The 22,407-nt window shown below is 41.7% G+C and carries 22 protein-coding genes and 1 riboswitch; of the genes, 15 read left to right on the forward strand and 7 right to left on the reverse strand.

Features of this window, described 5'->3' with window-relative positions:
* Positions 1 to 23 precede the first annotated feature (23 nt).
* From galE to BP74_RS06635, 6 genes are all read left to right on the forward strand, one after another.
* On the forward strand, positions 24 to 1,079 hold the full coding sequence (gene galE / locus BP74_RS06610; protein ID WP_496372304.1) for a UDP-glucose 4-epimerase GalE: 1,056 nt from the start codon (positions 24 to 26) through the stop codon (positions 1,077 to 1,079).
* A gap of 76 nt (positions 1,080 to 1,155) precedes the next feature.
* On the forward strand, positions 1,156 to 1,902 hold the full coding sequence (locus tag BP74_RS06615) for a polysaccharide deacetylase family protein (RefSeq protein ID WP_496372306.1): 747 nt from the start codon (positions 1,156 to 1,158) through the stop codon (positions 1,900 to 1,902).
* Positions 1,903 to 1,966: 64 nt separating this feature from the next.
* The gene (locus BP74_RS06620) at positions 1,967 to 2,929 is read left to right on the forward strand and encodes a transketolase family protein (RefSeq protein WP_496372308.1); all 963 of its coding nucleotides are present in this window, start codon (positions 1,967 to 1,969) and stop codon (positions 2,927 to 2,929) included.
* 492 nt (positions 2,930 to 3,421) lie between these two features.
* On the forward strand, positions 3,422 to 3,976 hold the full coding sequence (locus BP74_RS06625; protein WP_496372310.1) for an RNA polymerase sigma factor: 555 nt from the start codon (positions 3,422 to 3,424) through the stop codon (positions 3,974 to 3,976).
* Positions 3,977 to 4,011: 35 nt separating this feature from the next.
* Positions 4,012 to 4,749: a hypothetical protein gene (locus BP74_RS06630; protein ID WP_496372312.1), complete on the forward strand. Its 738-nt coding sequence runs from the start codon at positions 4,012 to 4,014 to the stop codon at positions 4,747 to 4,749.
* Between the two features lie 8 nt (positions 4,750 to 4,757).
* Positions 4,758 to 5,168: a hypothetical protein gene (locus tag BP74_RS06635; RefSeq protein ID WP_496372314.1), complete on the forward strand. Its 411-nt coding sequence runs from the start codon at positions 4,758 to 4,760 to the stop codon at positions 5,166 to 5,168.
* A gap of 238 nt (positions 5,169 to 5,406) precedes the next feature.
* Here the strand turns inward: BP74_RS06635 and BP74_RS06640 are convergent, their stop codons facing one another.
* The 4 genes from BP74_RS06640 to BP74_RS06655 form a co-directional block, all read right to left on the reverse strand.
* On the reverse strand, positions 5,407 to 5,886 hold the full coding sequence (locus tag BP74_RS06640; RefSeq protein ID WP_496372316.1) for a DinB family protein: 480 nt from the start codon (positions 5,884 to 5,886) through the stop codon (positions 5,407 to 5,409).
* A gap of 148 nt (positions 5,887 to 6,034) precedes the next feature.
* On the reverse strand, positions 6,035 to 8,857 hold the full coding sequence (carB, locus tag BP74_RS06645; RefSeq protein WP_496372318.1) for a carbamoyl-phosphate synthase large subunit: 2,823 nt from the start codon (positions 8,855 to 8,857) through the stop codon (positions 6,035 to 6,037).
* Positions 8,858 to 9,038: 181 nt separating this feature from the next.
* Positions 9,039 to 9,242, reverse strand: a complete 204-nt coding sequence (locus BP74_RS06650; RefSeq protein ID WP_496372320.1) for a hypothetical protein — start codon at positions 9,240 to 9,242, stop codon at positions 9,039 to 9,041.
* 120 nt (positions 9,243 to 9,362) lie between these two features.
* Entirely contained in the window at positions 9,363 to 9,680 is a 318-nt protein-coding gene (locus tag BP74_RS06655; RefSeq protein WP_496372322.1) for a hypothetical protein, read from the reverse strand.
* Between the two features lie 114 nt (positions 9,681 to 9,794).
* Between BP74_RS06655 and BP74_RS06660 the strand changes: the two genes are divergently transcribed.
* Both BP74_RS06660 and bcp read left to right on the forward strand, forming a co-directional pair.
* Positions 9,795 to 11,483 carry a M23 family metallopeptidase gene (locus BP74_RS06660; protein ID WP_496372324.1) on the forward strand — a complete coding sequence of 563 codons (1,689 nt, stop codon included), beginning with the start codon at positions 9,795 to 9,797 and terminating at the stop codon, positions 11,481 to 11,483.
* Positions 11,484 to 11,568: 85 nt separating this feature from the next.
* Positions 11,569 to 12,027 carry a thioredoxin-dependent thiol peroxidase gene (bcp, locus tag BP74_RS06665; protein ID WP_496372326.1) on the forward strand — a complete coding sequence of 153 codons (459 nt, stop codon included), beginning with the start codon at positions 11,569 to 11,571 and terminating at the stop codon, positions 12,025 to 12,027.
* Positions 12,028 to 12,039: 12 nt separating this feature from the next.
* Here bcp and BP74_RS06670 read toward each other — a convergent pair whose 3' ends face one another.
* Complete coding sequence (locus tag BP74_RS06670) at positions 12,040 to 12,786, reverse strand: biotin--[acetyl-CoA-carboxylase] ligase (RefSeq protein ID WP_496372328.1); 747 nt, start codon at positions 12,784 to 12,786, stop codon at positions 12,040 to 12,042.
* A 98-nt stretch (positions 12,787 to 12,884) separates the two neighbouring features.
* Here BP74_RS06670 and rsfS point away from each other — a divergent pair, with 98 nt between their 5' ends.
* The 6 genes from rsfS (at position 12,885) to BP74_RS06700 (ending at position 18,832) form a co-directional block, all read left to right on the forward strand.
* Positions 12,885 to 13,286 (forward strand): ribosome silencing factor, encoded by a 402-nt coding sequence (rsfS, locus tag BP74_RS06675; protein WP_496372330.1) that lies wholly within the window; start codon positions 12,885 to 12,887, stop codon positions 13,284 to 13,286.
* 96 nt (positions 13,287 to 13,382) lie between these two features.
* The gene (gene ftsH / locus BP74_RS06680; RefSeq protein WP_496372332.1) at positions 13,383 to 15,473 is read left to right on the forward strand and encodes an ATP-dependent zinc metalloprotease FtsH; all 2,091 of its coding nucleotides are present in this window, start codon (positions 13,383 to 13,385) and stop codon (positions 15,471 to 15,473) included.
* Complete coding sequence (locus BP74_RS06685) at positions 15,470 to 16,096, forward strand: LutC/YkgG family protein (RefSeq protein WP_496372334.1); 627 nt, start codon at positions 15,470 to 15,472, stop codon at positions 16,094 to 16,096. Before ftsH ends, BP74_RS06685 begins: the two co-directional genes overlap by 4 nt.
* A gap of 11 nt (positions 16,097 to 16,107) precedes the next feature.
* Positions 16,108 to 16,893 (forward strand): UDP-2,3-diacylglucosamine diphosphatase, encoded by a 786-nt coding sequence (locus tag BP74_RS06690; RefSeq protein WP_496372336.1) that lies wholly within the window; start codon positions 16,108 to 16,110, stop codon positions 16,891 to 16,893.
* Positions 16,890 to 17,708 (forward strand): hypothetical protein, encoded by an 819-nt coding sequence (locus tag BP74_RS06695; RefSeq protein ID WP_496372338.1) that lies wholly within the window; start codon positions 16,890 to 16,892, stop codon positions 17,706 to 17,708. The genes BP74_RS06690 and BP74_RS06695 overlap by 4 nt, the downstream gene beginning before the upstream one ends.
* A 38-nt stretch (positions 17,709 to 17,746) precedes the next feature.
* Positions 17,747 to 18,832 (forward strand): mechanosensitive ion channel family protein, encoded by a 1,086-nt coding sequence (locus BP74_RS06700; protein ID WP_496372340.1) that lies wholly within the window; start codon positions 17,747 to 17,749, stop codon positions 18,830 to 18,832.
* A gap of 66 nt (positions 18,833 to 18,898) precedes the next feature.
* Here BP74_RS06700 and BP74_RS06705 read toward each other — a convergent pair whose 3' ends face one another.
* Complete coding sequence (locus BP74_RS06705; RefSeq protein ID WP_496372342.1) at positions 18,899 to 19,414, reverse strand: thioredoxin family protein; 516 nt, start codon at positions 19,412 to 19,414, stop codon at positions 18,899 to 18,901.
* A gap of 73 nt (positions 19,415 to 19,487) precedes the next feature.
* On the reverse strand, positions 19,488 to 19,997 hold the full coding sequence (locus BP74_RS06710; protein ID WP_496372344.1) for a MerR family transcriptional regulator: 510 nt from the start codon (positions 19,995 to 19,997) through the stop codon (positions 19,488 to 19,490).
* A 127-nt stretch (positions 19,998 to 20,124) separates the two neighbouring features.
* Positions 20,125 to 20,331: riboswitch (cobalamin riboswitch) on the forward strand.
* 91 nt (positions 20,332 to 20,422) lie between these two features.
* Between BP74_RS06710 and BP74_RS06715 the strand changes: the two genes are divergently transcribed.
* Positions 20,423 to 22,393 (forward strand): TonB-dependent receptor plug domain-containing protein, encoded by a 1,971-nt coding sequence (locus BP74_RS06715; RefSeq protein WP_496372346.1) that lies wholly within the window; start codon positions 20,423 to 20,425, stop codon positions 22,391 to 22,393.
* The last annotated feature ends 14 nt before the right edge of the window (positions 22,394 to 22,407 follow it).

Consider the following 22,407-nt stretch of genomic DNA (forward strand, 5'->3'; position numbering starts at 1 on the left):
AGTTTGCGGCTTAACTTTCGCAAATGGCAAAAATATTGGTTTCGGGAGGTTGCGGTTATATAGGTTCTCATACTATCGTTGACCTGATTGAGAACGGTTACGAAGTGATCTGCGTTGATAATAATTCCAGATCCAACCCTGCGGTGTTGGAAGGTGTACAAAAGATCACAGGGAAAACTATAAAGAACTACAAGGTTGACCTATGTAATTTCGACGACACTTTTGCCATCTTCCAGGAAAATGAAGACATTGACGGCATCATTCATTTTGCAGCCTACAAGGCGGTAGGTGAATCAGTTGAAAAGCCATTGATGTATTTTGAGAATAATCTTTACTCTCTTATATCCTTATTAAAATGCGTCCAGGAATTCTCTATCCCCTGGTTTGTATTTTCTTCTTCCTGCACGGTATATGGTGAGCCAGATCAGCAAATGGTAACGGAAGAAACTCCACCCAAACCAGCTGCTTCACCCTATGGATATACCAAGCAAATGGGAGAACAGATATTGGGAGAATTTCAAAAAGCAAGTAATACGCAGGCCATACTTTTACGCTATTTCAACCCTGTGGGTGCACACCCATCAGCATTGATCGGCGAATTACCCATTGGCAAACCCCAAAACCTGGTTCCAGCTATAACCCAGACAGCCATTGGCAAATTGCCAAAGATGATGGTCTTTGGTGATGATTATCCAACACGCGATGGCAGTTGCGTCAGGGATTATATCCATGTATGTGACATTGCGCATGCACATACCCTTGCCATCAAATACCTGCAGGAAGAACGGAATGACAGTGGTTGCGAAGTATTCAACCTGGGCACAGGAAACGGTGTTACCGTACTGGAAGCTATCAAAGCCTTTGAAAAAGTAAGTGGCGTAAAACTCAATTATGAAATTGGTCCCCGACGCCCCGGAGACATCATGGCTATCTATGCCAACAATGACAAGGCAAAGACACGGCTGGGATGGAACCCTGAACGTACACTCGAAGACATGATGAGTACTGCATGGAAATGGGAATTGAAATTAAAGCAGGATTCTTCACTTCATGAGAACAGCAATTTTCAAATGAACTAATATTTAGCCTTACCTGTCGAAAATATTTTTCTGTTATTGAAGAGCTCGATACTTTTCTGCAGTTATTAAAACTGTAATGAAAACTATTGCTTCTGTTTCCCTCCTTTCCCTGGTATTTTTTTTCGGTTGCACCAAATATGATAAGCCTGGCTATATGCCCAGGCCCGGGGTGGCATTAACCTTTGATGATTGTTATATTGACGAATGGTACGATTTCCTTCCTGTATTTGATTCCTTTCATGTAAAAGCCACATTTTACATTTCCAACTACCAGAATTTAACACATGATCAAAAGGACAAACTCAGAATATTAAAAAATCATGGACACGAGATAGCCTACCATACGCTAAGTCATCCTGACATGGTAAAATACCTGCGGAAAAACAGTATGGAAAAACTGGAAGGAGAAGAGATCCTTCGAGGATTGGTGCTGATGAATGCAGATGGATTCTATCCTAAAAATTTTGCCTATCCCTATGGAAGCCATACCGAGGTACTTGATAACTGCTTACTCAGGCGCTTTAGAAGCATCCGTTGTTTAAACGGATCTTCAGATTATACAAAAAGCTTTACTTCCGGTGAGGACAATTCAAAATTATTTGCCATAGGCATGGACAGATCCAGCGGGAAAACCATCAATGAGCTTTTAAACCTGGTCAATATCGCGCAAAAAAATAATAATTGCCTGGTGTTGGTAGGACATCATATCAACAGGTCAGACAAAAACATGTATGTATCACCGGAAAGGCTGCGAAAGATCATACAGGCAGTCACAAATAACCATATGAAATTCTATACAGTTTGTGAAATTACCCGCCAATAATCAGGAATAACTATTTTAGGCAGGTAAGCAGATTGTTCGTTTATTTTGCAGCCAAATCGTTGTAATGCTAAAAGATATACAATCGACCGGAAAGAAAGATACCCGGAGCGGATTTGGTGATGGAATTGCAGAAGCCGCCCGAAAAAATAAAAATGTTGTAGCCCTTACTGCGGACCTTGCAGGTTCACTGAAGCTGCAGCAGTTCATAAAAGAATTTCCCGAGCGCTTTATCCAGGTTGGCATTGCTGAAGCCAATATGATGGGAATTGCAGCAGGTCTTACCATTGGTGGCAAGATCCCTTTTACAACCACTTTCGCCAATTTTTCCACCGGCCGGGTGTACGACCAGATCCGTCAAAGCATTGCCTATAGCGGTAAAAATGTGAAGATCTGTGCCTCTCACGCAGGGGTTACCCTTGGTGAAGACGGAGCTACCCACCAGATCCTGGAAGATATTGGGCTTATGAAAATGTTGCCAGGCATGACGGTTATTGTGCCATGTGATTACAACCAGACCAAGGCCGCCACGCTTGCGATCGCAGAATACAATGGACCAGTTTACCTGCGTTTTGGCCGCCCCAGCTGGCCGATCTTTACCAACCCAAATGAACCCTTTGTTATTGGAAAAGCCCAACGCTTTTCTGAAGGAACAGATGTAAGCATCTTTGCCTGTGGCCATATGGTATGGAATGCTATACAAGCCGGTGTGGCATTGGAAGAAAAAGGATTAAGCGTGGAGGTTATCAATATCCACACTATCAAGCCTTTGGATGAAGAAGCAGTCATTAACTCCATCCGCAAGACCAAATGTGCGGTAACGGTAGAGGAACACAATATCATCGGGGGCCTTGGCGATGCCATAGCCCAGGTAGCAGCTAAAAATTTCCCTATTCCTATTGAGTATGTAGGCACTAAGGATACTTTTGGCGAAAGCGGTACTCCTGACCAGTTATTAAAGAAATATGGCCTGGATGTGCCGGATATCATTGCCGCCGCTGAAAAGGTCATATCAAAAAAGACAGCCTGATTCCTTTTTATACAAACAAACCACCAGCCTTCCCTCCGGAAGGCTTTTTGTTTTCGGCCTTTCATTAAAGCAATGCCACAGTACTCACATTATTAATGATAAATATGTGAAATGCTTATAGAGCTCCTGGCCTTTGCATCGTTTTAGACCTGGCTTCCTTCTGCTTTTTTCAGACTATCCCCCAAGCTTCTCCCTATTTTCTACCTATCTCCTCCTTATCTAAGGTATAGATACTGCGTGATCATCACGCAGTATCTATACTGGAGGTAGGGGGTTGGTAGGGAGTTGATGGGGCTTAAATATGTTGAAGACAGGTTTGGGTTATTATATCGCATGATATTAATGTTACATATCATTTCTTGACAAAAAATATTGACGGCTAGTTTTTGATGACCTCGCTTTAAAGAACTGGATTGGAATGCAAAAAGTTTATCTCTTTAAAATTATCTTTACCGCAATCATTAAAATCCAGATACCTGGAATTAAAAACCAATGGCTCAGACAGAAAGATCAGATGCTGAACTGCTCATGCAGTTTAAAAATCCTGCGACCAAGGAACAGGCATTTACCGCTTTGATTAAAAAATACCAGGAAAAGCTGTATTGGCATATACGAAGGATGGTAGTTGACCATGATGACGCTAATGATGTATTGCAAAATGTCTTTATCAGGGTTTGGAATGGCCTGGAAAACTTCCGGGAAGATTCCCAGTTGTATACCTGGCTCTATCGTATAGGCACCAATGAGTCCTTAACCTTCCTTGAGGGACAGAAAAAAAGAGCTTCAGTAAGCTTGAGTGACGTAGAAAGTGGGTTGAGCAATAAGATAAAGGCAGATAAGTATTTCGATCCCAACAAATTAGAGTGGAAATTACAGCTTGCCATTCAACAATTGCCTGAAAAACAGAAAGCTGTTTTCACATTGAGATATTATGATGAAATGCCTTATGAAGAGATGAGCCGTGTACTGGAAACAAGTGAAGGGGCATTAAAAGCGAGTTACCACCACGCGGTAAAAAAAATTGAGGATTACATCAAAAATCATTAAACTTTGGAACCCTTTTTAGGTCTTAGATCGTGAAAATGAACAGCCAGGATAACATACAGGATGAATTGAGAGGTTTGAACAGTGAGCTCCCCTCCAACCCCAACAGTACCCCATTTTCGGTTCCCGAGGGTTACTTTGAAGGTTTGGCGGGTTCTATTATGGCTAAGATCAAAACCGCGGAAGGTACTACTGCAGCTGAAGAAATTGCTTCATTGTCACCTTTATTGGCCGGTATTTCACGGGCTATGCCTTATGCCGTTCCGGAAAAATATTTTCAATCGACCATAGATGAATTGCCCTACCTGGTTGGGGATGACCCCCAGTCAGCTATCCTTTCGCTTGTTGAAAAAGTAACACCGTACCAGGTTCCTTTAGGCTATTTTGCCAATTTTCCCGACAAGGTATTGGAAAAACTAGTTGATAAACAAGAGACTCGAGTGATCCCGATGGTTAGGAGAAAGTGGATGAGATTGGCCGTTGCCGCAATGGTAGCGGGTATCATTGGAGTAACCGGGTATTTTTATAGCCTGCAGAACAAGGGTATTGATGCTGACCAGCCTATTGCCCAACAGCTTAAAAATGTAAGCACCACCGAACTTAGTGAGTTCATTAAAACAGCAGATGTAACTTCCGGCAGTAATAGTACTGCCCAAAATAAACCTGCTGTAGTTACTGAAGTCAAATCCATGTTGAACGGCGTTTCTGATAAAGAATTGGATGCGTTTTTAACACAGGTTCCTACGGATGATGAAGACTTAACGGCTATTAATTAACCCTGACAATGAAAAAAATTCTACTCATATTAAGTTTCTTTTCTGTAATCAGCTTCAGCTCCTACGCCCAGGATGATGGCGGAAGGTTGCAGGATAAGATGACAGAATATATCCAGCAAAAACTGGGATTATCTAAAACTGAAGCTGACAAATTCAGCCCGGTTTTCCTTGATTACTTCAGGGATCTCAGGAAGACCAATCAGGACTTCAGGGGTGACCGCCTGGTGCTGCAGCAAAAGATCGTTGAATTGCGTTTGCGTTACAGGGACCAGTTTAAGCCGATCATTGGCGATAAACGCAGTAATGATGTATTTACTTACGAACGAGATTTCATAAAAGGCGTTAAAGAACTTCAACAGGACAGGTTACAAAACCGCCTGGAAGGCCGTGCTAACAAAAGAAATAATCCCGGGTTGTAATAGTTTGTTTTTTAAACTATATTTGAACTTGGTGTTTTTCATAGGTTAGCAACGGCCGGCTCTTTTTAGGGCAGGCCTTCTTTTTTACCAGGACCTACTATTTAAGAATTCCTTCCAATTAATGTCATATCTATTCTTATTTAATAAGATGGTATAGATAAGCCCATACAGTTGGTTTACTATTCTATTTCGTCTAACTTAATTAATCAGTCTACATAAATTACATCTCGGAACATTTTCACTCTTCCTCCTTTATATACTTAACCAGGTAAGCGATCTGACCTAAGTGATAGATATCATGCTGAATTACGCCATGTAGCAATTTCCTGTAATTGTAAGTTCTCTCCTCAACATTCCGGTCAAGTATCGAATCGGACTGGTCTTGTAAAATGTGTAGCAACACTTCCTGTGTATCATACAATTTATTCAGGCCTTGTCGCCATAATGAGCTATCAGAATGATCCAGTTGACGCCAGTCGTTGGTTTCAAAGTAATGCAGGTCTTTGTTTGCATCTTTTCTAAACCTGCTGATTACAAATTCCCTCCAGTTGACCATATGCCATACCAGTTCTGCTATGCTATGTTGACCATTTGGATTTTGGAAAGCTATTGCTTCTGTAACTTCCCCTAATAGCTTTTGAGCATTGCGGCCAAACCATGGATCTCCATTTAAGCTTTCCTGGAATTGTGTTACAAGAAACTGAATCTCTTTGTTCATGCGGAATTTTTTAAAGACAAATAAATAAAAAATCACAAAGCAAGAAAAGTGGTAGTTAATGCTTCATTGTAATCAAATGATGAATGGCATTGTATTTTGAATAAAAAAGCCCACACCAGGGTGTGGGCTAACTAGAATAATTTATTTGCTATTTACTCAGGTACATACTTCTGTCTTTATACAACTGCCTGAAGTAAGGATCCCTGAGGTCTTTGATGAAACGTATAGCCTCACCCGTTGATTTCATTTCAGGTCCTAGTTCTTTATTTACACCCGGGAACTTGTTGAATGAAAATACAGGTTCTTTAATAGCAAAGCCATTCAGCTTCTTTTCAAATGTAAAGTCAGTGAGTTTGTTGGCACCCAACATCACTTTGGTAGCTACATTCAAATAAGGAATACCGTAAGCTTTTGCAATGAAAGGCGTTGTTCTTGACGCCCTTGGGTTGGCCTCGATCACATAAACCTTACCATCCTTAATGGCAAACTGGATGTTAATCAGTCCAATGATGTTCAGTGCCCTTGCTATCTTTTCTGCATAGTGCTCCATGGTTGTTACCACCAATGGCGTAAGGTTAAATGCCGGCAACACTGCATTGCTATCACCACTATGAATACCTGCTGGTTCTATGTGTTCCATCACTCCCATTACATGGAAGTTCTCGCCATCAAAGATGGCATCGATCTCAGCTTCCTGGCAACGGTCAAGGAAATGATCGATTAATATTTTATTACCGGGAATATGCTTCAGCAAACTGATAACCGCTTTCTCCAATTCCTCATCATTGATGACGATACGCATTCTTTGTCCACCCAACACATAGCTGGGACGCACCAATACTGGGTAGCCAACTTTTTTGGCCACTTCCACGGCATCATCTACATCATAGGCAGTACCATAATTGGGATATGGGATTTCCAATTCCTTCAGCATGTCGCTGAAGCGACCACGATCTTCCGCTATATCCATATTATCATAGGAGGTTCCCATGATCTTAATTCCTTTTTGGTGCAGGCGCTCTGCAAGCTTTAAAGCTGTTTGCCCGCCCAATTGCACAATGACACCTTCGGGCTTTTCGTGTTCGATCAGTTCCCATAAATGTTCCCAGAATACCGGTTCGAAGTATAGCTTATCTGCCATATCGAAATCAGTAGATACTGTTTCCGGGTTGCAATTGACCATGATGGATTCATAACCTGCTTCTTTAATAGCCAGCAGTCCATGCACACAACAATAGTCAAACTCGATACCTTGTCCAATACGGTTAGGACCGCTACCAAGGACAATTATTTTCTTTTTATCTGAAACTTTGCTTTCATTGAAATTCCCTTCTTCAAAAGTGGAATAGAAATAAGGTGTTTTAGCTTCAAATTCGGCGCTGCAGGTATCTACCATTTTATATACACGGGTGATGCCGGCAGCCTTCCTTTTTTCATACACTTCTTCCTCGCTGCCATCCTGGATGATACGGGCGATCTGTTCATCACTAAACCCATGAACCTTTGCTTTGCGCAACAGGTCCGTTGGCAATTCTTCCAGCCAGTAATTTCCCAGTTCTTTTTCTATGTTGCAGATCTTCTGGATCTCGTAAAGGAACCAGCGATCAATGTAAGTGGCTTTGGCAATCGTATTCACACTGATACCGAGCATGAGTGCATCTTTGATCCTGAATATGCGATCCCATTTCGGAGTTTTAATGTATTCCAGCAACTCTTCCGACCTCATGCCGCTTTTGCCATAATAACCAAGACCAACCGCATTATTCTCAAGGCTCTGACAGGCTTTTTGAACAGCTTCCGTAAAGCTTCTGCCGATGGCCATTACCTCACCCACACTTTTCATTTGCAGTCCCAACGTATCATTAGCGCCTTTGAATTTATCGAAGTTCCAGCGGGGGATCTTTACGATCACATAATCCAGCGCTGGTTCAAAATATGCTGAAGTAGTTTTAGTGATCTGGTTTTCCAGTTCGTCCAATGTATATCCTATGGCCAGCTTGGCAGCTATCTTGGCAATAGGATATCCAGTTGCCTTGGATGCCAGCGCTGAAGAACGGCTAACACGTGGATTTATTTCGATAGCAATGATCTCTTCTGTTTCAGGGTTCAATGCAAACTGCACATTACAGCCGCCTGCAAAATTGCCAAGGTCACGCATCATCATGATGGCGGTATTGCGCATGAGCTGGTAGGCAGTATCACTCAGGGTCATGGCAGGTGCTACAGTGATAGAATCACCTGTATGCACACCCATTGGGTCAAAATTCTCGACTGTACAAATGATACAAACATTATCAGCCGCATCACGCAATAATTCCAATTCAAATTCTTTCCAACCCAAAACAGCTTTTTCAACAAGTACTTCATGTATGGGTGATGCCTGTAATCCACGTTGCAATGCTTCATCCAGTTCGGAGGCGTCATGTACAAATCCCCCGCCTGTTCCACCAAGTGTAAAAGATGGCCTGATCACCAATGGAAATCCAATGTCCTGGGCAAACTCTTTTCCTTCCAGGAAAGAGTTAGCCGTATGCGCTGGAGCTACGGGTACGTTTAAATGTATCATCCACTGCCGGAACTTTTCCCTGTCCTCCGCTTTATCAATGGCTTTGATGTCAACACCAATCAGCCTAACATTGTACTTCTCCCAGATACCCAGGTCCTCTGCTTCTTTAGCAAGATTAAGTGCAGTTTGCCCACCCATAGTAGGGAGTACCGCATCAATTTTATTTTCTTCAAGGATCTGCTCAATGCTTTCCACATTCAGTGGCAACAAATAAACCCGGTCGGCCATCATAGGGTCAGTCATGATGGTGGCAGGATTGCTGTTAATAAGGATTACTTCAATACCTTCTTCACGCAGGCTTCGGGCTGCCTGGGTGCCTGAGTAATCAAATTCGCAAGCCTGGCCGATAACAATAGGTCCTGAACCGATAATTAAAACTGATTTTATTGAGGAGTCTTTTGGCATCTGTGTTAAAATTTGACTTTTCCCATGCCGGCAGTTGCCGGTTAAAACATATGAAAAAAGCCTTATTTGCTTGATTTAAGGATATAAAAAAACCGGGCTTATGCCCGGGGTGCAAAAATAGGGTAAATGAAGGTTTACCATTGCAATGTTTTTGGACTATTAACAGCCTCTTCAGAAAAGTTTATACAGTTCCGTTAACAGCTGCTGTCCTGCCTTGCTTTTTGCCAAAGATGTTTGTCAGGCTACCGAGATTTTCATCAACCAGCTTTTTGCCTTTGTTTACCAGGTCTTTTTTCTGCTGGTCGGTCATTTTGGAATATTTATAAGCACCAAAGGCAGCTGCGCCCAGTAACAGTAAAGAACCAAGTCCTGATTTACTTTTCATAATATAAGTTTTAATGCCTGCGAGGATGACCTTAACAGGCGAGGTTAAGAATGAATGCACGTTTCGTGTAACCTATATAATAAAATATCGTACCGCAATAGCGGGTCGTATCAAAAACTTTTAATTACTGGAAGGATTTTCTGTAGGGGCTGTATTTGTGGTTTTAGTTCCACTTTTAAAAAGCCCTTCGAAAAATTCCTCCATTTTAGGCATGTATTCCTTTAAAGCATCAGAACCTTTAGTTTTTAATTCATTAAAATACTCCATGGCCTGGTCTTCAGCATCCATAGCTGTTTTTTTCACCTTATTAGCCTTGTCCTTGATATCATTAGCCAGTTTTTCTTTTTCTTCGTCTGTAAGATTCATGTATTTGTAGGCACCAAATGCTGCTGCTGCACCTAAGAGGAATGTGGCCAGGTGTTTATTATTTACACTCATTGTTTGGGGTTTTTGGGTGAATAATTTTTTATTACACTATTAAGTTACCAATTTTATGCCCAGCTTTTATGGAATAATGATTGAATGCAGTTTCGGTCTGTTAAATGGAATATGATGCGCAAAAAACTACCCTTCCTTTTTCTCCCGTTTATTTTCTTTGGTTACTGTGAAGCACAAACGTATCCTCAAAATTATTTCCGTCATCCACTTGATATCCCGATGAAATTAGTGGCCAATTTTGGTGAGATACGCGCCAATCACTGGCATATGGGCCTGGACATCCGTACGCAACAAAAAGTAAACCTGCCAGTGTATGCTGCAGCTGATGGATATGTTTCAAGAATAGTAGTGGAACCGGGAGGTTTTGGCCAGGCTATCTATATAGATCACCCCAATGGATATACTACCTTATATGCGCACCTGAATGCATTTTTTCGTGCCCTGGCAGATTATGTTAAAAAGCAGCAATATGCCAAACAAAGCTGGAATGTTGATATTCCTATCCCAGCGAATCTTTTTCCTGTCAAAAAAGGAAGTTTTATTGCAAGAAGCGGCAGTACAGGAGGTTCGGAAGGCCCACACGTGCATTTTGAGATCAGGGATACCAAAACAGGCAAATGTTTGAATCCCTTGTTGTTTAATTTTCCTATTGCTGATGCTGTGGCACCAACCATATACAGGATGGCAATGTATGATCGTACAAAAAGCACCTACGAACAGACACCCCAGGTCATCACGCTTAAAAAAACCGGATCCAGGTATTCCATACCATCCGAACAGCTAAAGGTGGGTTCAAACAAGATCAGTTTTGCTATCAATGCAGTAGATCATTTCAGTGGCACTTTGAATCCAAATGGCATCTATTGTGCGGAGATTATGATGGATGACAGGCCAGTTTCACAATTTGTGTTGAATAACATTGGCTATGATGAAACCAGGTATATTAATGCGCAGGTGGACCTGCCTTATAAATCAAGAGGAGGACCTACCCTTCAACAAGTGAGTCCTTTACCTGGAGCCATGAAAGTGGCTTATGATGTATTCAATGGCACAGGTATCATAGAATTAAAGGATACCAGTGTACATAATATTGTCATCGAAGTGCAGGATGCCAATAAAAACACTTCTACGATCCGTTTTAGTGTGCAGTATGATCCGGCACTTGCCAAAACTTATGTACCGGCTGTAACCCAGGAATTAAATCCCGGGCAGGTGAATGTTGTTGAACTGGATGCCTTTGAATTATTTACAACTGAGGCCACATTATATGATTCTATCCATGTGAATTATGAAATGGTTTCAAACAAAGAGCCTGGATCCGTATCTGCTCAGCATAGGTTTTTATCGGCCGGTATTCCCGCACATGACCTGTTCACCGTTCGTATCAAACCTGATACCGACATCACGGCGGACCAAAGAGATAGGCTTGTTATTAAGAATATTTCGGGCAGCAAAACCTTTGTATCAAAAGCTACCTGGCAAAACGGTTGGCTTTCTGCCAGGTTCAGGCAATTTGGAACTTTTCAGGCATTTATAGACACTACACCTCCTACTGTGAATGCCCCCCCGACCAATCTTTCAAAAATCTCCAGGCTGGTATTTACACCCAGAGATAATTTTAATTCCATTAAAAGCTTCCGTGCCGAAGTGGATGGAAAATGGTTATGCTTTAGCAATGACAAAGGCAAGACCTGGATCTACCAGTTTGATGAAAACTTCCCGGCGGGTGCGCATGAATTGAAACTGGCTATTCAGGATGAAGCGGGAAATGTGATGGAGCGAACATGGAATGTAATGCGATGAGGTCCTGCCTTAGCAGGGATCTCATTGTTGCTTTTTGACTTCTCTTTACTTTTACATTTTCATTTTAAATTTTTTTCATTTTAGCATGGCTACACATTTACAGGTTGGACAAAAAGCGCCTGCCTTTACAGGGGTTGACCAGGATGGTAAAAAGGTATCGTTAAGTGATCTTAAAGGTTCCAAAGTAGTGTTGTACTTCTACCCCGAGGATGACACGCCAACCTGCACGATCCAGGCCTGTAATCTGCGTGATAATTATTCCCTCTTGAAAAAGAATGGCTTTACTGTGATTGGTGTAAGCCCCGATGCTGAAGAGAAGCACCAGAAATTCAGGGAAAAGTTTCAATTACCATTTACACTCCTTGCTGATCCCCAACATAAGATCATTGAAAAATATGGTGTTTGGGGTGAGAAGAATCTTTATGGAAGAAAATATATGGGTATTCACCGGACTACTTTTGTGATTGATGAAAAGGGGATGATACAAAAGATCTATTTGCGTCCCAGGAATAAAGCACATGCCGAAGAAATTGTGAAAGGCTAAATGGTAATCGGTTTACAATACCCATTCCACTTCGCCTACTTCAAAACGCTCTTCCAATGTATGTTCCACTACAAGTTGCCCAAGGTCAGTAACCTCACGAATAACTGCTTCAAATATTCGTGAGCCCTGTTTGAGCTTCACTTTTTTACCATAGCCAAACAGGTTTTCCTGGTATTGCCTCGAGATCTCTGAAGGATCCTGCAATAATTTATTAAACTGTATATCAAGGTAAATGCATAATTCCCTGGCCAGGGCTGCCGGTTCAAAAATATTACCCGTTATTTCCCGAAGGGATACTGCTTTATTTTTAAGGCCTTTGAACTGGGTTTGATTAATATTCAGACCAATACCGGCGATCGTGTTTCTCCATTCACTTCCCTGGATGATGTTCTCGATCAATATACCCCCTGCCTTTCTGTCACGCCAATAAATATCATTTGGCCATTTAATCGAAGTGTCAGTTGTTGTATAGCTGTTAAAAAAATTAAGCGTAGCAGTTGCCACTAACTTACTGATCATAAACAACTGCGAAGTGGAATAGGCCGGAGGTTGGAAAATAACAGATAATGCTATGTTGGATCCGGGCTCTGATAACCAGGTCCTGTTACGCTGTCCGCGGCCTTTTGTTTGCTCGTGCGCAAACACAGCGGTACCATGCTGTGCCATACCCGCATGTAGCAATCCCATGGCATAGTTGTTGGTGCTATCCACCGTATGTAGTTCTATGAAAGGGGTACCTATTGGGTTTAAAGATGACAATTAACTACTATTTTTGAGCAAAGAAAAATAACTTTAATTGTTACTACCCTAAGTGACCTCACTTATTTTATTATTATAACAAAAAATACTATTACTATTTGGAACCATTAGAAGTATTAGCCACTCGGAAGAAAAGTGTTAGCCGGTTAAACAGAAACTCTAAAATCTTTAAATCGATCATAAAGGCTATACAGGAAAAAAAGGGTGAAAACATCATTTCCCTGGACCTTAGAAAAATCCCAGAAGCAGTTGCTGACTTTTTTGTCATTTGCGAGGCCTCAAACCAACCGCAGATAAGGGCTATTTCAGACTCCATTGAAGAAGAGGTTAAAAAGGTTTGTGGTGAATATCCTTACAGGCACGAAGGAAAGCATAACCTTCAATGGGTATTGCTGGACTATGTCAATATTGTTGTGCATATCATGTTGCCGGAACAAAGGAAATTCTATAAACTGGAAGAAATGTGGAGTGATGCAGCGGGAGAAGAACACAATGGCTAGGGAATCTATTTGTTAAATAGCGTCCCGCCTTAGATATTCCACCAAAAATTCAATTACTTGCATCTTTAGCTTTAAGATTAATAAGAATAATTAAAAATGTCACAAGAGCCATATAAGAACGATAGTAAATCCCGACTTCCCAAATTCTCTAACAGAACTCCAGGTTCGAACAATGACGGAGAGTCGCCCCGCAAAGGACCTAAATTCAGTATTTATTGGGTTTATGCGATCATTTTCGCTGTATTGATCGGCTTTCAATTCTTTGGGCCTTTCTCCACATCGCTGGAGAAGACCAATTTTGAGAATTTTAAGGAAATGGTAGCCCAGGGTGATGTATCCAAGTACATCATTGTTGATAACAGGGATATTGTTCGCGTATATTTAAAACCAGAAGCTATTCAAAAATATGCTTCCACCACTAAGTCCAAATTCACACAGGAAGGCCCTCATTACTATTTCCGCATTTCAGCTAATGAAGATGTGCGCAAGGAATTGAATGATTATTATGCTGTAGCCAAGGTTCCGGCTCAAAATCAACCCGGATCCGATGTAGAAAATGAAACCAACTGGTTTAGCCCCATACTTCAGACACTACTTCCTATCCTGATCTTTATAGGTCTTTGGATCTTATTGATGCGCAAGATGGGTGGTGGCGCCGGCGCAGGTGGCGGCCCCGGAGGTATTTTTAATATTGGAAAATCAAAAGCTACTTTATTTGATAAAGGTACCCGGGTCAACATCACTTTTGCTGATGTAGCTGGCCTTGACGAAGCCAAAGTAGAGGTTATGGAAATCGTAGATTTTCTGCGTAATCCTAAAAAATATACCTCTCTGGGAGGTAAGATACCAAAAGGAGCATTGCTGGTTGGCCCTCCGGGCACTGGTAAGACCTTATTGGCTAAAGCCATGGCAGGAGAAGCACAGGTCCCATTCTTTAGCCTGAGCGGTTCGGACTTCGTGGAAATGTTTGTAGGTGTAGGCGCCAGCCGTGTTCGTGACCTGTTCAAACAGGCGCGTGAGAAAGCTCCATGTGTGATCTTTATTGACGAGATAGACGCTATCGGACGTGCGCGTGGCAAGAACATGATGATGAGCAATGATGAAAGAGAAAGCACGTTGAACCAGCTACTGGTTGAAATGGATGGTTTTGGAACTGATACCGGCATTATTGTACTGGCAGCAACTAACCGTCCTGATGTATTGGATACAGCGCTTTTACGCCCAGGTCGTTTCGACAGGCAGATCACTATTGACAAGCCAGATGTAAAAGGAAGAGAAGCTATCTTTAAAGTGCACCTAAAACCAATTAAAGTATCAGAGAAAGTAGATATACATAAGCTGGCAGAACAAACACCAGGTTTCGCCGGTGCTGATATAGCCAACGTTTGTAATGAAGCTGCCCTGATAGCCGCCCGTAAAGGAAAGACTGCGGTGGACATGACAGACTTCCAGGATGCAGTGGATCGTGTGATAGGTGGATTGGAAAAAAAGAACAAGATCATTTCTCCTGAAGAAAAGAAGATCATTGCATACCACGAGGCAGGCCACGCTATTTGCGGATGGTTCCTGGAGCACGCCTACCCATTATTGAAAGTAACTATTGTTCCAAGAGGAACTGCAGCCCTGGGTTATGCGCAGTATACACCTAAAGAACAATACCTGTATAATACAGACCAGCTCAATGACCAGATATGCATGACCCTGGGAGGCCGCGCCAGTGAAGATATTTTCTTTGGTAAAATATCAACCGGGGCTCAGAATGACCTTCAGCAGATCACCCGAATTGGATATGCTATGGTAACCGTATACGGAATGAATGAAAAAGTGGGTAATATCAGTTTTTACGATCCACAACAGGACAACTCCTTTACAAAACCTTATTCTGATGAAACAGCTAAGCTGATTGATGAAGAAGTTAGAAAACTGATTGATGTTGCATACCTAAGGACCAAAGCGCTGCTTACTGAAAAGAAAGCGGAAGTGGAAAAGCTGGCGGAAGCATTGCTTGAAAAAGAAGTACTGTTTCAAAGTGATGTGGAAACCCTGATAGGACCACGGCCTTACGAGGACAAGCATTTACTGGATGTGGATGATGAAGAAGCTGAAAAGCATCCTGAGGGTGGCATCAGCGAAGGCGTTCCTCCTTATGATCCAAATGTTACCAACCAAGCTCCTGCTCCCAAATGAGTAATTCACAGGCAAAGAATAACATTCTAAAAAAAATACGCGTGGCGTTGGCTCATCCAACGCCATTGCCTTTTCCAAAAAGTGAAGGTGCTGAAACTGTCTTCCAGCCACAGCAACAAGACCTGGTAGTGGAATTTGCAGAGCAATTTTCCTCGCTACAAGGAAAGTTTCTTTTTTGTGAGAACGAGCAAGAACTAGGCGAGCAATTTAATAAGCTTTGTTACCAGAACCAATGGACGCGCATTTACTGTGAGGAAGAAAAGTGGAAATCATTAATACTACCAAACAGCAGGCATAATGATATTGCAAGTTGCGAAGCATCCATTACCAGTTGTGAATTCCTTATTGCCCGTACAGGCAGTATGGTATTAAGTTCAGTTCACCAGGGGCGTGTTCCAAGTGTCTATGCCCCGGTACATATTTGCATAGCCTATACATCTCAACTTGTTTATGATATCAGGGATGGATTAGTGGCCCTGCAACAAAAGTATCATCAATACATCCCTTCGCTTATCACTTTTGCCACAGGTCCCAGCCGAACTGCAGATATTGAAAAAACGCTGGTGGTTGGGGTGCATGGTCCAAAAGAAGTATATTGTTTTGTAATTGACGACCAGCAATAGTCATTGATCCTATGCAGATTCCGCCAGGTAAAAAAATATACTTTCTTTCCGATTTTCATCTGGGAGCCCCCAATGAAGAAAGCAGCCTTGAAAGAGAAAAGCGCATTGTCCGCTTCCTGAACGAGATCAGGGAAGATGCTTTCATGATATTTATTGTAGGTGATATGTTTGACTTCTGGTATGAATACCGAAAGGTGGTACCCAAAGGGGGTGTGCGCCTGTTGGGAAAGATAGCAGAACTGACTGATGCCGGGATAGCCATCCATTTTTTCGTTGGCAACCACGATATGTGGATGCGTCAATATTTTCAAAAAGAACTGAATGTGCCTGTCTATTTTGAACCTAAAACTTTTGAGTTCAACGGAAAAAGTTTTTATATAGGCCATGGAGATGGCTTAGGCCCTGGAGACCATGGATATAAAGCCATGAAGAAGGTTTTCAGAAACCCGGTTTGTCACTGGATGTTTGGCATACTTCCCCCCTTCATTGGTGTTGGCATCGCCAATTATTTCAGCCATAAAAGCCGGTCGGCCACTGGTGACAGCGAAGAAAACTTTTTGGGAGAGGATAAGGAATGGCTGCTGATCTACAGCAGGGAAATGCTGAAGCAGGAACATTTTGATTTTTTTGTGTTCGGGCATAGACATCTTCCCATAGATTTTCGTCTAAAAGATAACAGCCGTTATATCAACCTGGGAGAATGGATGAATTTCAGCACCTATGCCGTTTTTGATGGAACAGATATGCAGCTGAGATCTTTTTCGGGCATGGAAAATAAAATATATAAAAACTGGTGAAGCATTTATTCAAATTGTGCCTGTTAGCCTTTTGTTTTGTTCCGGCCATAGTGTTGGCACAAACAGATTCAGGTTTCAAACTGGTGAAGACCTATAAAGGTGATATTGCCGATGCAGCTATAGATAACCTGGATAACCTGTATATCATCTCTTCTTCCGGGCAGGTACGTAAATTCAATGAAAAAGGTGATTCGGTAGCCATCTATAACCAGGTACGTAATGCCGGTAAATTATTTTCTTTGGACGTTTCCAACCCATTAAGACCATTACTTTTTTATAAAGATTTCTCTACCATAGTTCTCCTCGACAGGTTTCTGGCGAACCGTTCTTCGCTTGACCTAAAGCGCTATAATATCTACCAACCGGGTGCTGCCGGAGTTTCCTATGATAATAATATCTGGGTATTCGATGAATATGATAATAAGCTGAAGAAAGTGGACGAGCAGGGAAACCTGCTGGTGGAAACACCGGATCTGCGAACGCTTTTTTCTGTAAGTGTGCATCCGCAAAAGATCTTGAGTGATAATGGCCTGGTCTATCTTGCTGACACTGCCAATGGGGTATTTGTTTTTGATAATTATGGATCTTTTAAAAAAAAGATAGCCGTTACCAAATGGCAAAGTATAGCCGTAAAAGAGAATTATATTATCCAGACACATCCCAATGAGATCATCGTTTACAACAGCAGTAATTTTATAGATGTAAAAAAGGCAATACCACCATCTTTTCAACCCTATATCCGGTCCTTTTCCACTGCCGCGAAGCTTGTCACATTTACTAACGATTCGTTACGTATTTACCAATACCGGTTTTAGTGTTGCACTAATCGATAATTTTATTCCAAATCCTGGAGATGAATTCTTTCTTAGACCGTATTTATTTGGATAATTCTGTGAGGGATTATTTATGGGCGCTGGGGGTTATACTTTTTGTGTTGATATTGAACCGGCTTATATCCAAGTACCTGGCTATCCTCCTTTGCAAGTTGTTTAAGAAAGGCTGGAAGAATTTTGACGAGCAGAAATTCATTGACCTGATCATTGTACCGCTTGGAACCTTCCTGGTGATCTCCGTTTCTATAATAGCCCTTTACAGGCTTGATTTCCCTTCGGCTTTAAATGTCAAGCTTTACAAGTATACGCTGGAAAAGATATTGCTATCCATAGGGATCTCTATCCAGGTGATAACATTTATCTGGTTGCTGCTGCGCATTATTGATTTTATAGCCACTGTTTTGGAAATAAGGGCTAACCAGACACCCAATCAAAGTGATAACCAGCTGATCGTTTTCTTCAGGGATTTTCTTAAAGTGATCATAGGCATTATAGGGGGCATGATGGTATTGCATTTTGCCTTCAATTATAATATCAGCAGCCTTTTGACAGGTCTTAGTATAGTAGGTGCCGCTATTGCCCTGGCTTTAAGAGAAAGCCTTGAAAACCTGATCGCTTCATTTGTGATCTTCTTTGATAAGCCCTTTACCACGGGTGATTTTGTAAAGGTTCAGAGTGTGGCTGGAACAGTGGAACGCATTGGCCTCAGAAGCACCAGGGTGAGAACGGCAGATAAATCTTTCGTGACTGTTCCCAACAAGCAAATGGTAGACAGCATACTGGATAATGTATCACTGCGTTCTCAGATCCGTGGTGAGATCAATTTATTCATTAACCTTCAAACCTCACCGCAAAAACTGGAACAGTTACTGGCCGAGATCAAGAAATATTTAGAGAGTATCCCCGAGGTGCAGACCTATAATGTGCTTTTCAATGACATTCGTGTGCAGGCATTCATGGTATTCATTGAATTCTTTACGCCACCCATGCAATGGAGCCAGTTTACAGCTATTAAACAGCAGGTCAATTTTTTCATTCTTCAAACAATGGAAAAGCTGGAAATAAGGATCACTGCAGAGGGAAAGGATATAGCCATTGTTCCCTAAATGATAGTACTGGTAAACTAAAAAGAAAAACCCGGTAGACCGGGTTTTTATATTGCTGATAACATACTAATTGATCTTTCGGGATATGATCTCCCCCAGTTCCCTGTCAAACATTCCCGTAGTGCCATATTCTACAACACGGCCTATTTCCTTACCGTTCTTCATTACAATAAAGGTGGGAACGTTGATAATATTAAATGCTTCAGATAAATGCTGTATGGTCTTCTTGTTGTGATCAACACCAATTAAAGTGATCCTGTCAGGTGACAAGCCAGCGGCATCACTCAGCGCATAAAATTTGGGAAGAATAAATTTAGTATCTCCACACCAGGTACCGCCGAATGCAATGATACTAATAGAGTCCTTATTGGCCCTGAAAGCTTTCAATGCACTTTGATCTGGTGTATAATCCTTTTGATTTTTAATAAACCATGTAAAGCTGGAATCATTGATCAATTCCTGCTTTGTAATAAATCCTTTCAGTACCTTATTCCCTTCCGGATCATGACTTACTTCTGCTGACTGGGCGAATACAATTCCGGCTGAAAAAAGTACAATGGAAAACAATATGATCTTCTTCATGATGAAATGATACTTGTCTTTCAAAATTACCCTGGGATGCCGAGGATACAAGACAGAGGTTGTTAAATAGATGCTACAAATTGGCCTTTAGTTGCAGGAGGAAGGACCGCAATTTCTGAAGAGATTGCACCAGTTCATACTTTTCTTTACCCTGTTTGTTCTTTTTCAAAAAGTCCTTTGCACCTTCAATGGTGAACTTCCTGCGTCGCAGGAGGTCATGGATCATTTGAAGATTCTTCACATCCACAGGTTTGAAAAACCTGTCCCCCTTGCGGTTTTTGCGGGGCTCGAGAATATCAAATTCATTTTCCCAGAACCTTATCAGTGAGGTATTTACTTTAAACATATTGGCTACCTCGCCAATAGAGTAATATTGTTTTTGAAAGAGCACTTCGTCATCCGGAACTTCAACCAGGTCTACTTCAGCTTCTATATCTTTCAACGCCTTTCTGCCCCTGTTGCTCTTTGGAGCGGGTGGTTTTGCCTGTGGCACAGGTTGCCCTGAGAGAAACTCTTTAGGCTTCTCTTCTTCTTCCGGCTGGGAAGAAAAATCAAATGTGATCTGTGGCAAAGGCTTGTCCATGCGGAATAAATATAAAAATAAGAAGGAATAGGTTATCAGCCATGTGCAATAAGGTTCTTATGGTTTTCATGCTATTCAAATCCTGGTCGTAGCCAATGTCTTTAACAGTTGCATTATATTTCCCTTTACATTTGCCCACGTAATTGGTTCCCGGCCTTAAAAACCGGGATGAAAAGGGAAGCCGGTGAAATTCCGGCGCTATCCCCGTAGCTGTTAGACCCCCTGGCTCCCAGGCCAGGAAGATCAACCTGATTCTTCTGCCACTGTTTTCATTAACGGGAAGGCTATCAGGTTGGGGTTAAGCCAGAAGACCTGCCAAATACAGTATCTACATTCATGCTTTCGGGTGAAAGGCAGAGAGGATAAGGCACAAGATTATCTATCTCTTTTATTACCAGGAAGCAGTCACTACAAAATTTAAACAGATGAGAAAAATTTTGACAGTGGCTGCGATCTTCATCGGCAGCCATTTATCAGCACAGGACTCCAGTAAACTGCTGGACCAGGTAACGGTTACAGCAACCAAGTATTCTACCAAAACAACAGAAACCGGTAAGGTGGTCACTGTAATTTCAAGAGAACAGATTGAGCATGCAGGCAGCAGGGATTTGGCCCAGGTGATCGCTGAATCCGGTGGTGTTTTCATTAATGGGTATACCAATAACCCGGGAAAGGAAAAGAATATTTACTTACGCGGAGCAAGGGTGGATCATACCTTGATCACCATTGATGGCGTACCGGTTTATGACGCTTCGGGGATAGGCAGCAATTTTGATATCAGGAATATTCCTATCGATAATGTTGAACGTATTGAAATACTTAAAGGTGGTCAGAGCACCCTGTATGGAAGTGATGCCATTGCAGGCGTCATCAATATCATTACCAGGAAGACTGGCAGTAAACCTTTTACCCTGACTGGCACAGCTCATTATGGAAGTTATCATTCCCAACGATATAATACGGGCATTAATGGCAGAAAGGGAATTTTGAATTATAGCATTGGATATACGCATTATAAAACCGATGGATTTTCAGAAGCCATGCCTCCTGCAGGATCTTCCTCCGTATTTGACAAGGATGGGTATAAACAAAATGTTGTCCAGGCAAGCCTTGGCATACAGGCAGGAAAAAGCGTGCAAATTCACCCCTTTGCCAGGTGGAGCAAGAACAGCGGAAGCCTGGACCAGGATGCGTTTATTGATGAACTGGATCATACCTATTCTGCTCAAAACCTGCAAACAGGGATAAGGAATATGATCAATTTTAAAAATTCACAGATCAATATCATCTATCAATTTAACAGGACAAACAGGGATTACCTTGATGATTCCACGCAAAGCAGGAATGGATATTATACTTTCAGCACCTCATCCTACAAGGCTAATGAGCATTTTGCCGAAGCTTACCTTGTACAGGCATTCAATGCCATTAAACTCACGATAGGTACGGAAATAAGATCTTCAAAAACAGATTATAACGGGTTAACGGTTACACCTGCTTTTCCTCCATATAGTCCGGATCCTGTTATTGAAAAGCAATTTCAAAGTGGTGATAGTGTCAGGCAAAACCAACAGGCATTATATGGTATGCTACACTACCAGAAAAATGGAGTAAGCGTTGAAGCCGGGGGGCGACTGAACCACCACTCAGTGTATGGAAACAATTTTGCTTTCAACTTCAACCCTTCCTATTTCATTCAAAAGAGAATAAAGCTCTTTACTAATATATCAACCGGTTATAAAACACCAAGCCTTTTCCAGTTATTCTCTGAATATGGCAACAAGAGTCTTAAGCCGGAATCATCTTTAAACTTTGAAGCAGGATGGCAATATTTCCCAGGGAGTGGGAAATTCAATGTAAGAGGTACCTGGTTTAACAGGCGGACAAAAGATGTCATAACTTTTTTCTTTGACCCAGCCACTTACCGGTCGCGCTATATCAACCAGGACAGGCAAAATGATCATGGTGTTGAATTCGAGGGTTCCGCAACAGTAGCCCATAAACTACAGTTGAAGGTTATTTATACCTATGCTACCGGCAATATCACTACTATTCAAAATGGCAAGGACACTACGTATTTCAACTTATTGAGAAGGCCTAAAAGCTACCTCGTGGCATCTGCAGGCAGCCAGCTGACAAAATCGCTATATATATCCCTACAGGCAAATGCTGTGGGAAGCAGCAGGGACATTTATTATGATGCATCCTTTCTATCACATGATATAAAGCTGGACAAGTATTACCTGCTGAATTTTTATATCGAATACGCAATTTTCAATAACAGATTGAAGGTATTCGCAGACCTTAGAAATATACTGGATGAAAAATATGCGGATGTATATGGATATAATACAGCTGGCTTCAATGAATATGGAGGTATCCGTTTTCAATTATAATTTTGAATTCCGGC

The organism is Flavisolibacter ginsengiterrae DSM 18136 (genome assembly GCF_059568575.1).

Coding starts and splice junctions, on each gene's coding strand:
- galE (WP_496372304.1), top strand. CDS start 24: ATGGCAAAAATATTGGTTTCGGGAGGTTGCGGTTATATAGGTTCTCAT.
- BP74_RS06615 (WP_496372306.1), top strand. CDS start 1,156: ATGAAAACTATTGCTTCTGTTTCCCTCCTTTCCCTGGTATTTTTTTTC.
- BP74_RS06620 (WP_496372308.1), top strand. CDS start 1,967: ATGCTAAAAGATATACAATCGACCGGAAAGAAAGATACCCGGAGCGGA.
- BP74_RS06625 (WP_496372310.1), top strand. CDS start 3,422: ATGGCTCAGACAGAAAGATCAGATGCTGAACTGCTCATGCAGTTTAAA.
- BP74_RS06630 (WP_496372312.1), top strand. CDS start 4,012: ATGAACAGCCAGGATAACATACAGGATGAATTGAGAGGTTTGAACAGT.
- BP74_RS06635 (WP_496372314.1), top strand. CDS start 4,758: ATGAAAAAAATTCTACTCATATTAAGTTTCTTTTCTGTAATCAGCTTC.
- BP74_RS06640 (WP_496372316.1), bottom strand. CDS start 5,886: ATGAACAAAGAGATTCAGTTTCTTGTAACACAATTCCAGGAAAGCTTA.
- carB (WP_496372318.1), bottom strand. CDS start 8,857: ATGCCAAAAGACTCCTCAATAAAATCAGTTTTAATTATCGGTTCAGGA.
- BP74_RS06650 (WP_496372320.1), bottom strand. CDS start 9,242: ATGAAAAGTAAATCAGGACTTGGTTCTTTACTGTTACTGGGCGCAGCT.
- BP74_RS06655 (WP_496372322.1), bottom strand. CDS start 9,680: ATGAGTGTAAATAATAAACACCTGGCCACATTCCTCTTAGGTGCAGCA.
- BP74_RS06660 (WP_496372324.1), top strand. CDS start 9,795: ATGCGCAAAAAACTACCCTTCCTTTTTCTCCCGTTTATTTTCTTTGGT.
- bcp (WP_496372326.1), top strand. CDS start 11,569: ATGGCTACACATTTACAGGTTGGACAAAAAGCGCCTGCCTTTACAGGG.
- ftsH (WP_496372332.1), top strand. CDS start 13,383: ATGTCACAAGAGCCATATAAGAACGATAGTAAATCCCGACTTCCCAAA.
- BP74_RS06685 (WP_496372334.1), top strand. CDS start 15,470: ATGAGTAATTCACAGGCAAAGAATAACATTCTAAAAAAAATACGCGTG.
- BP74_RS06690 (WP_496372336.1), top strand. CDS start 16,108: ATGCAGATTCCGCCAGGTAAAAAAATATACTTTCTTTCCGATTTTCAT.
- BP74_RS06700 (WP_496372340.1), top strand. CDS start 17,747: ATGAATTCTTTCTTAGACCGTATTTATTTGGATAATTCTGTGAGGGAT.
- BP74_RS06705 (WP_496372342.1), bottom strand. CDS start 19,414: ATGAAGAAGATCATATTGTTTTCCATTGTACTTTTTTCAGCCGGAATT.
- BP74_RS06710 (WP_496372344.1), bottom strand. CDS start 19,997: ATGGACAAGCCTTTGCCACAGATCACATTTGATTTTTCTTCCCAGCCG.
- BP74_RS06715 (WP_496372346.1), top strand. CDS start 20,423: ATGAGAAAAATTTTGACAGTGGCTGCGATCTTCATCGGCAGCCATTTA.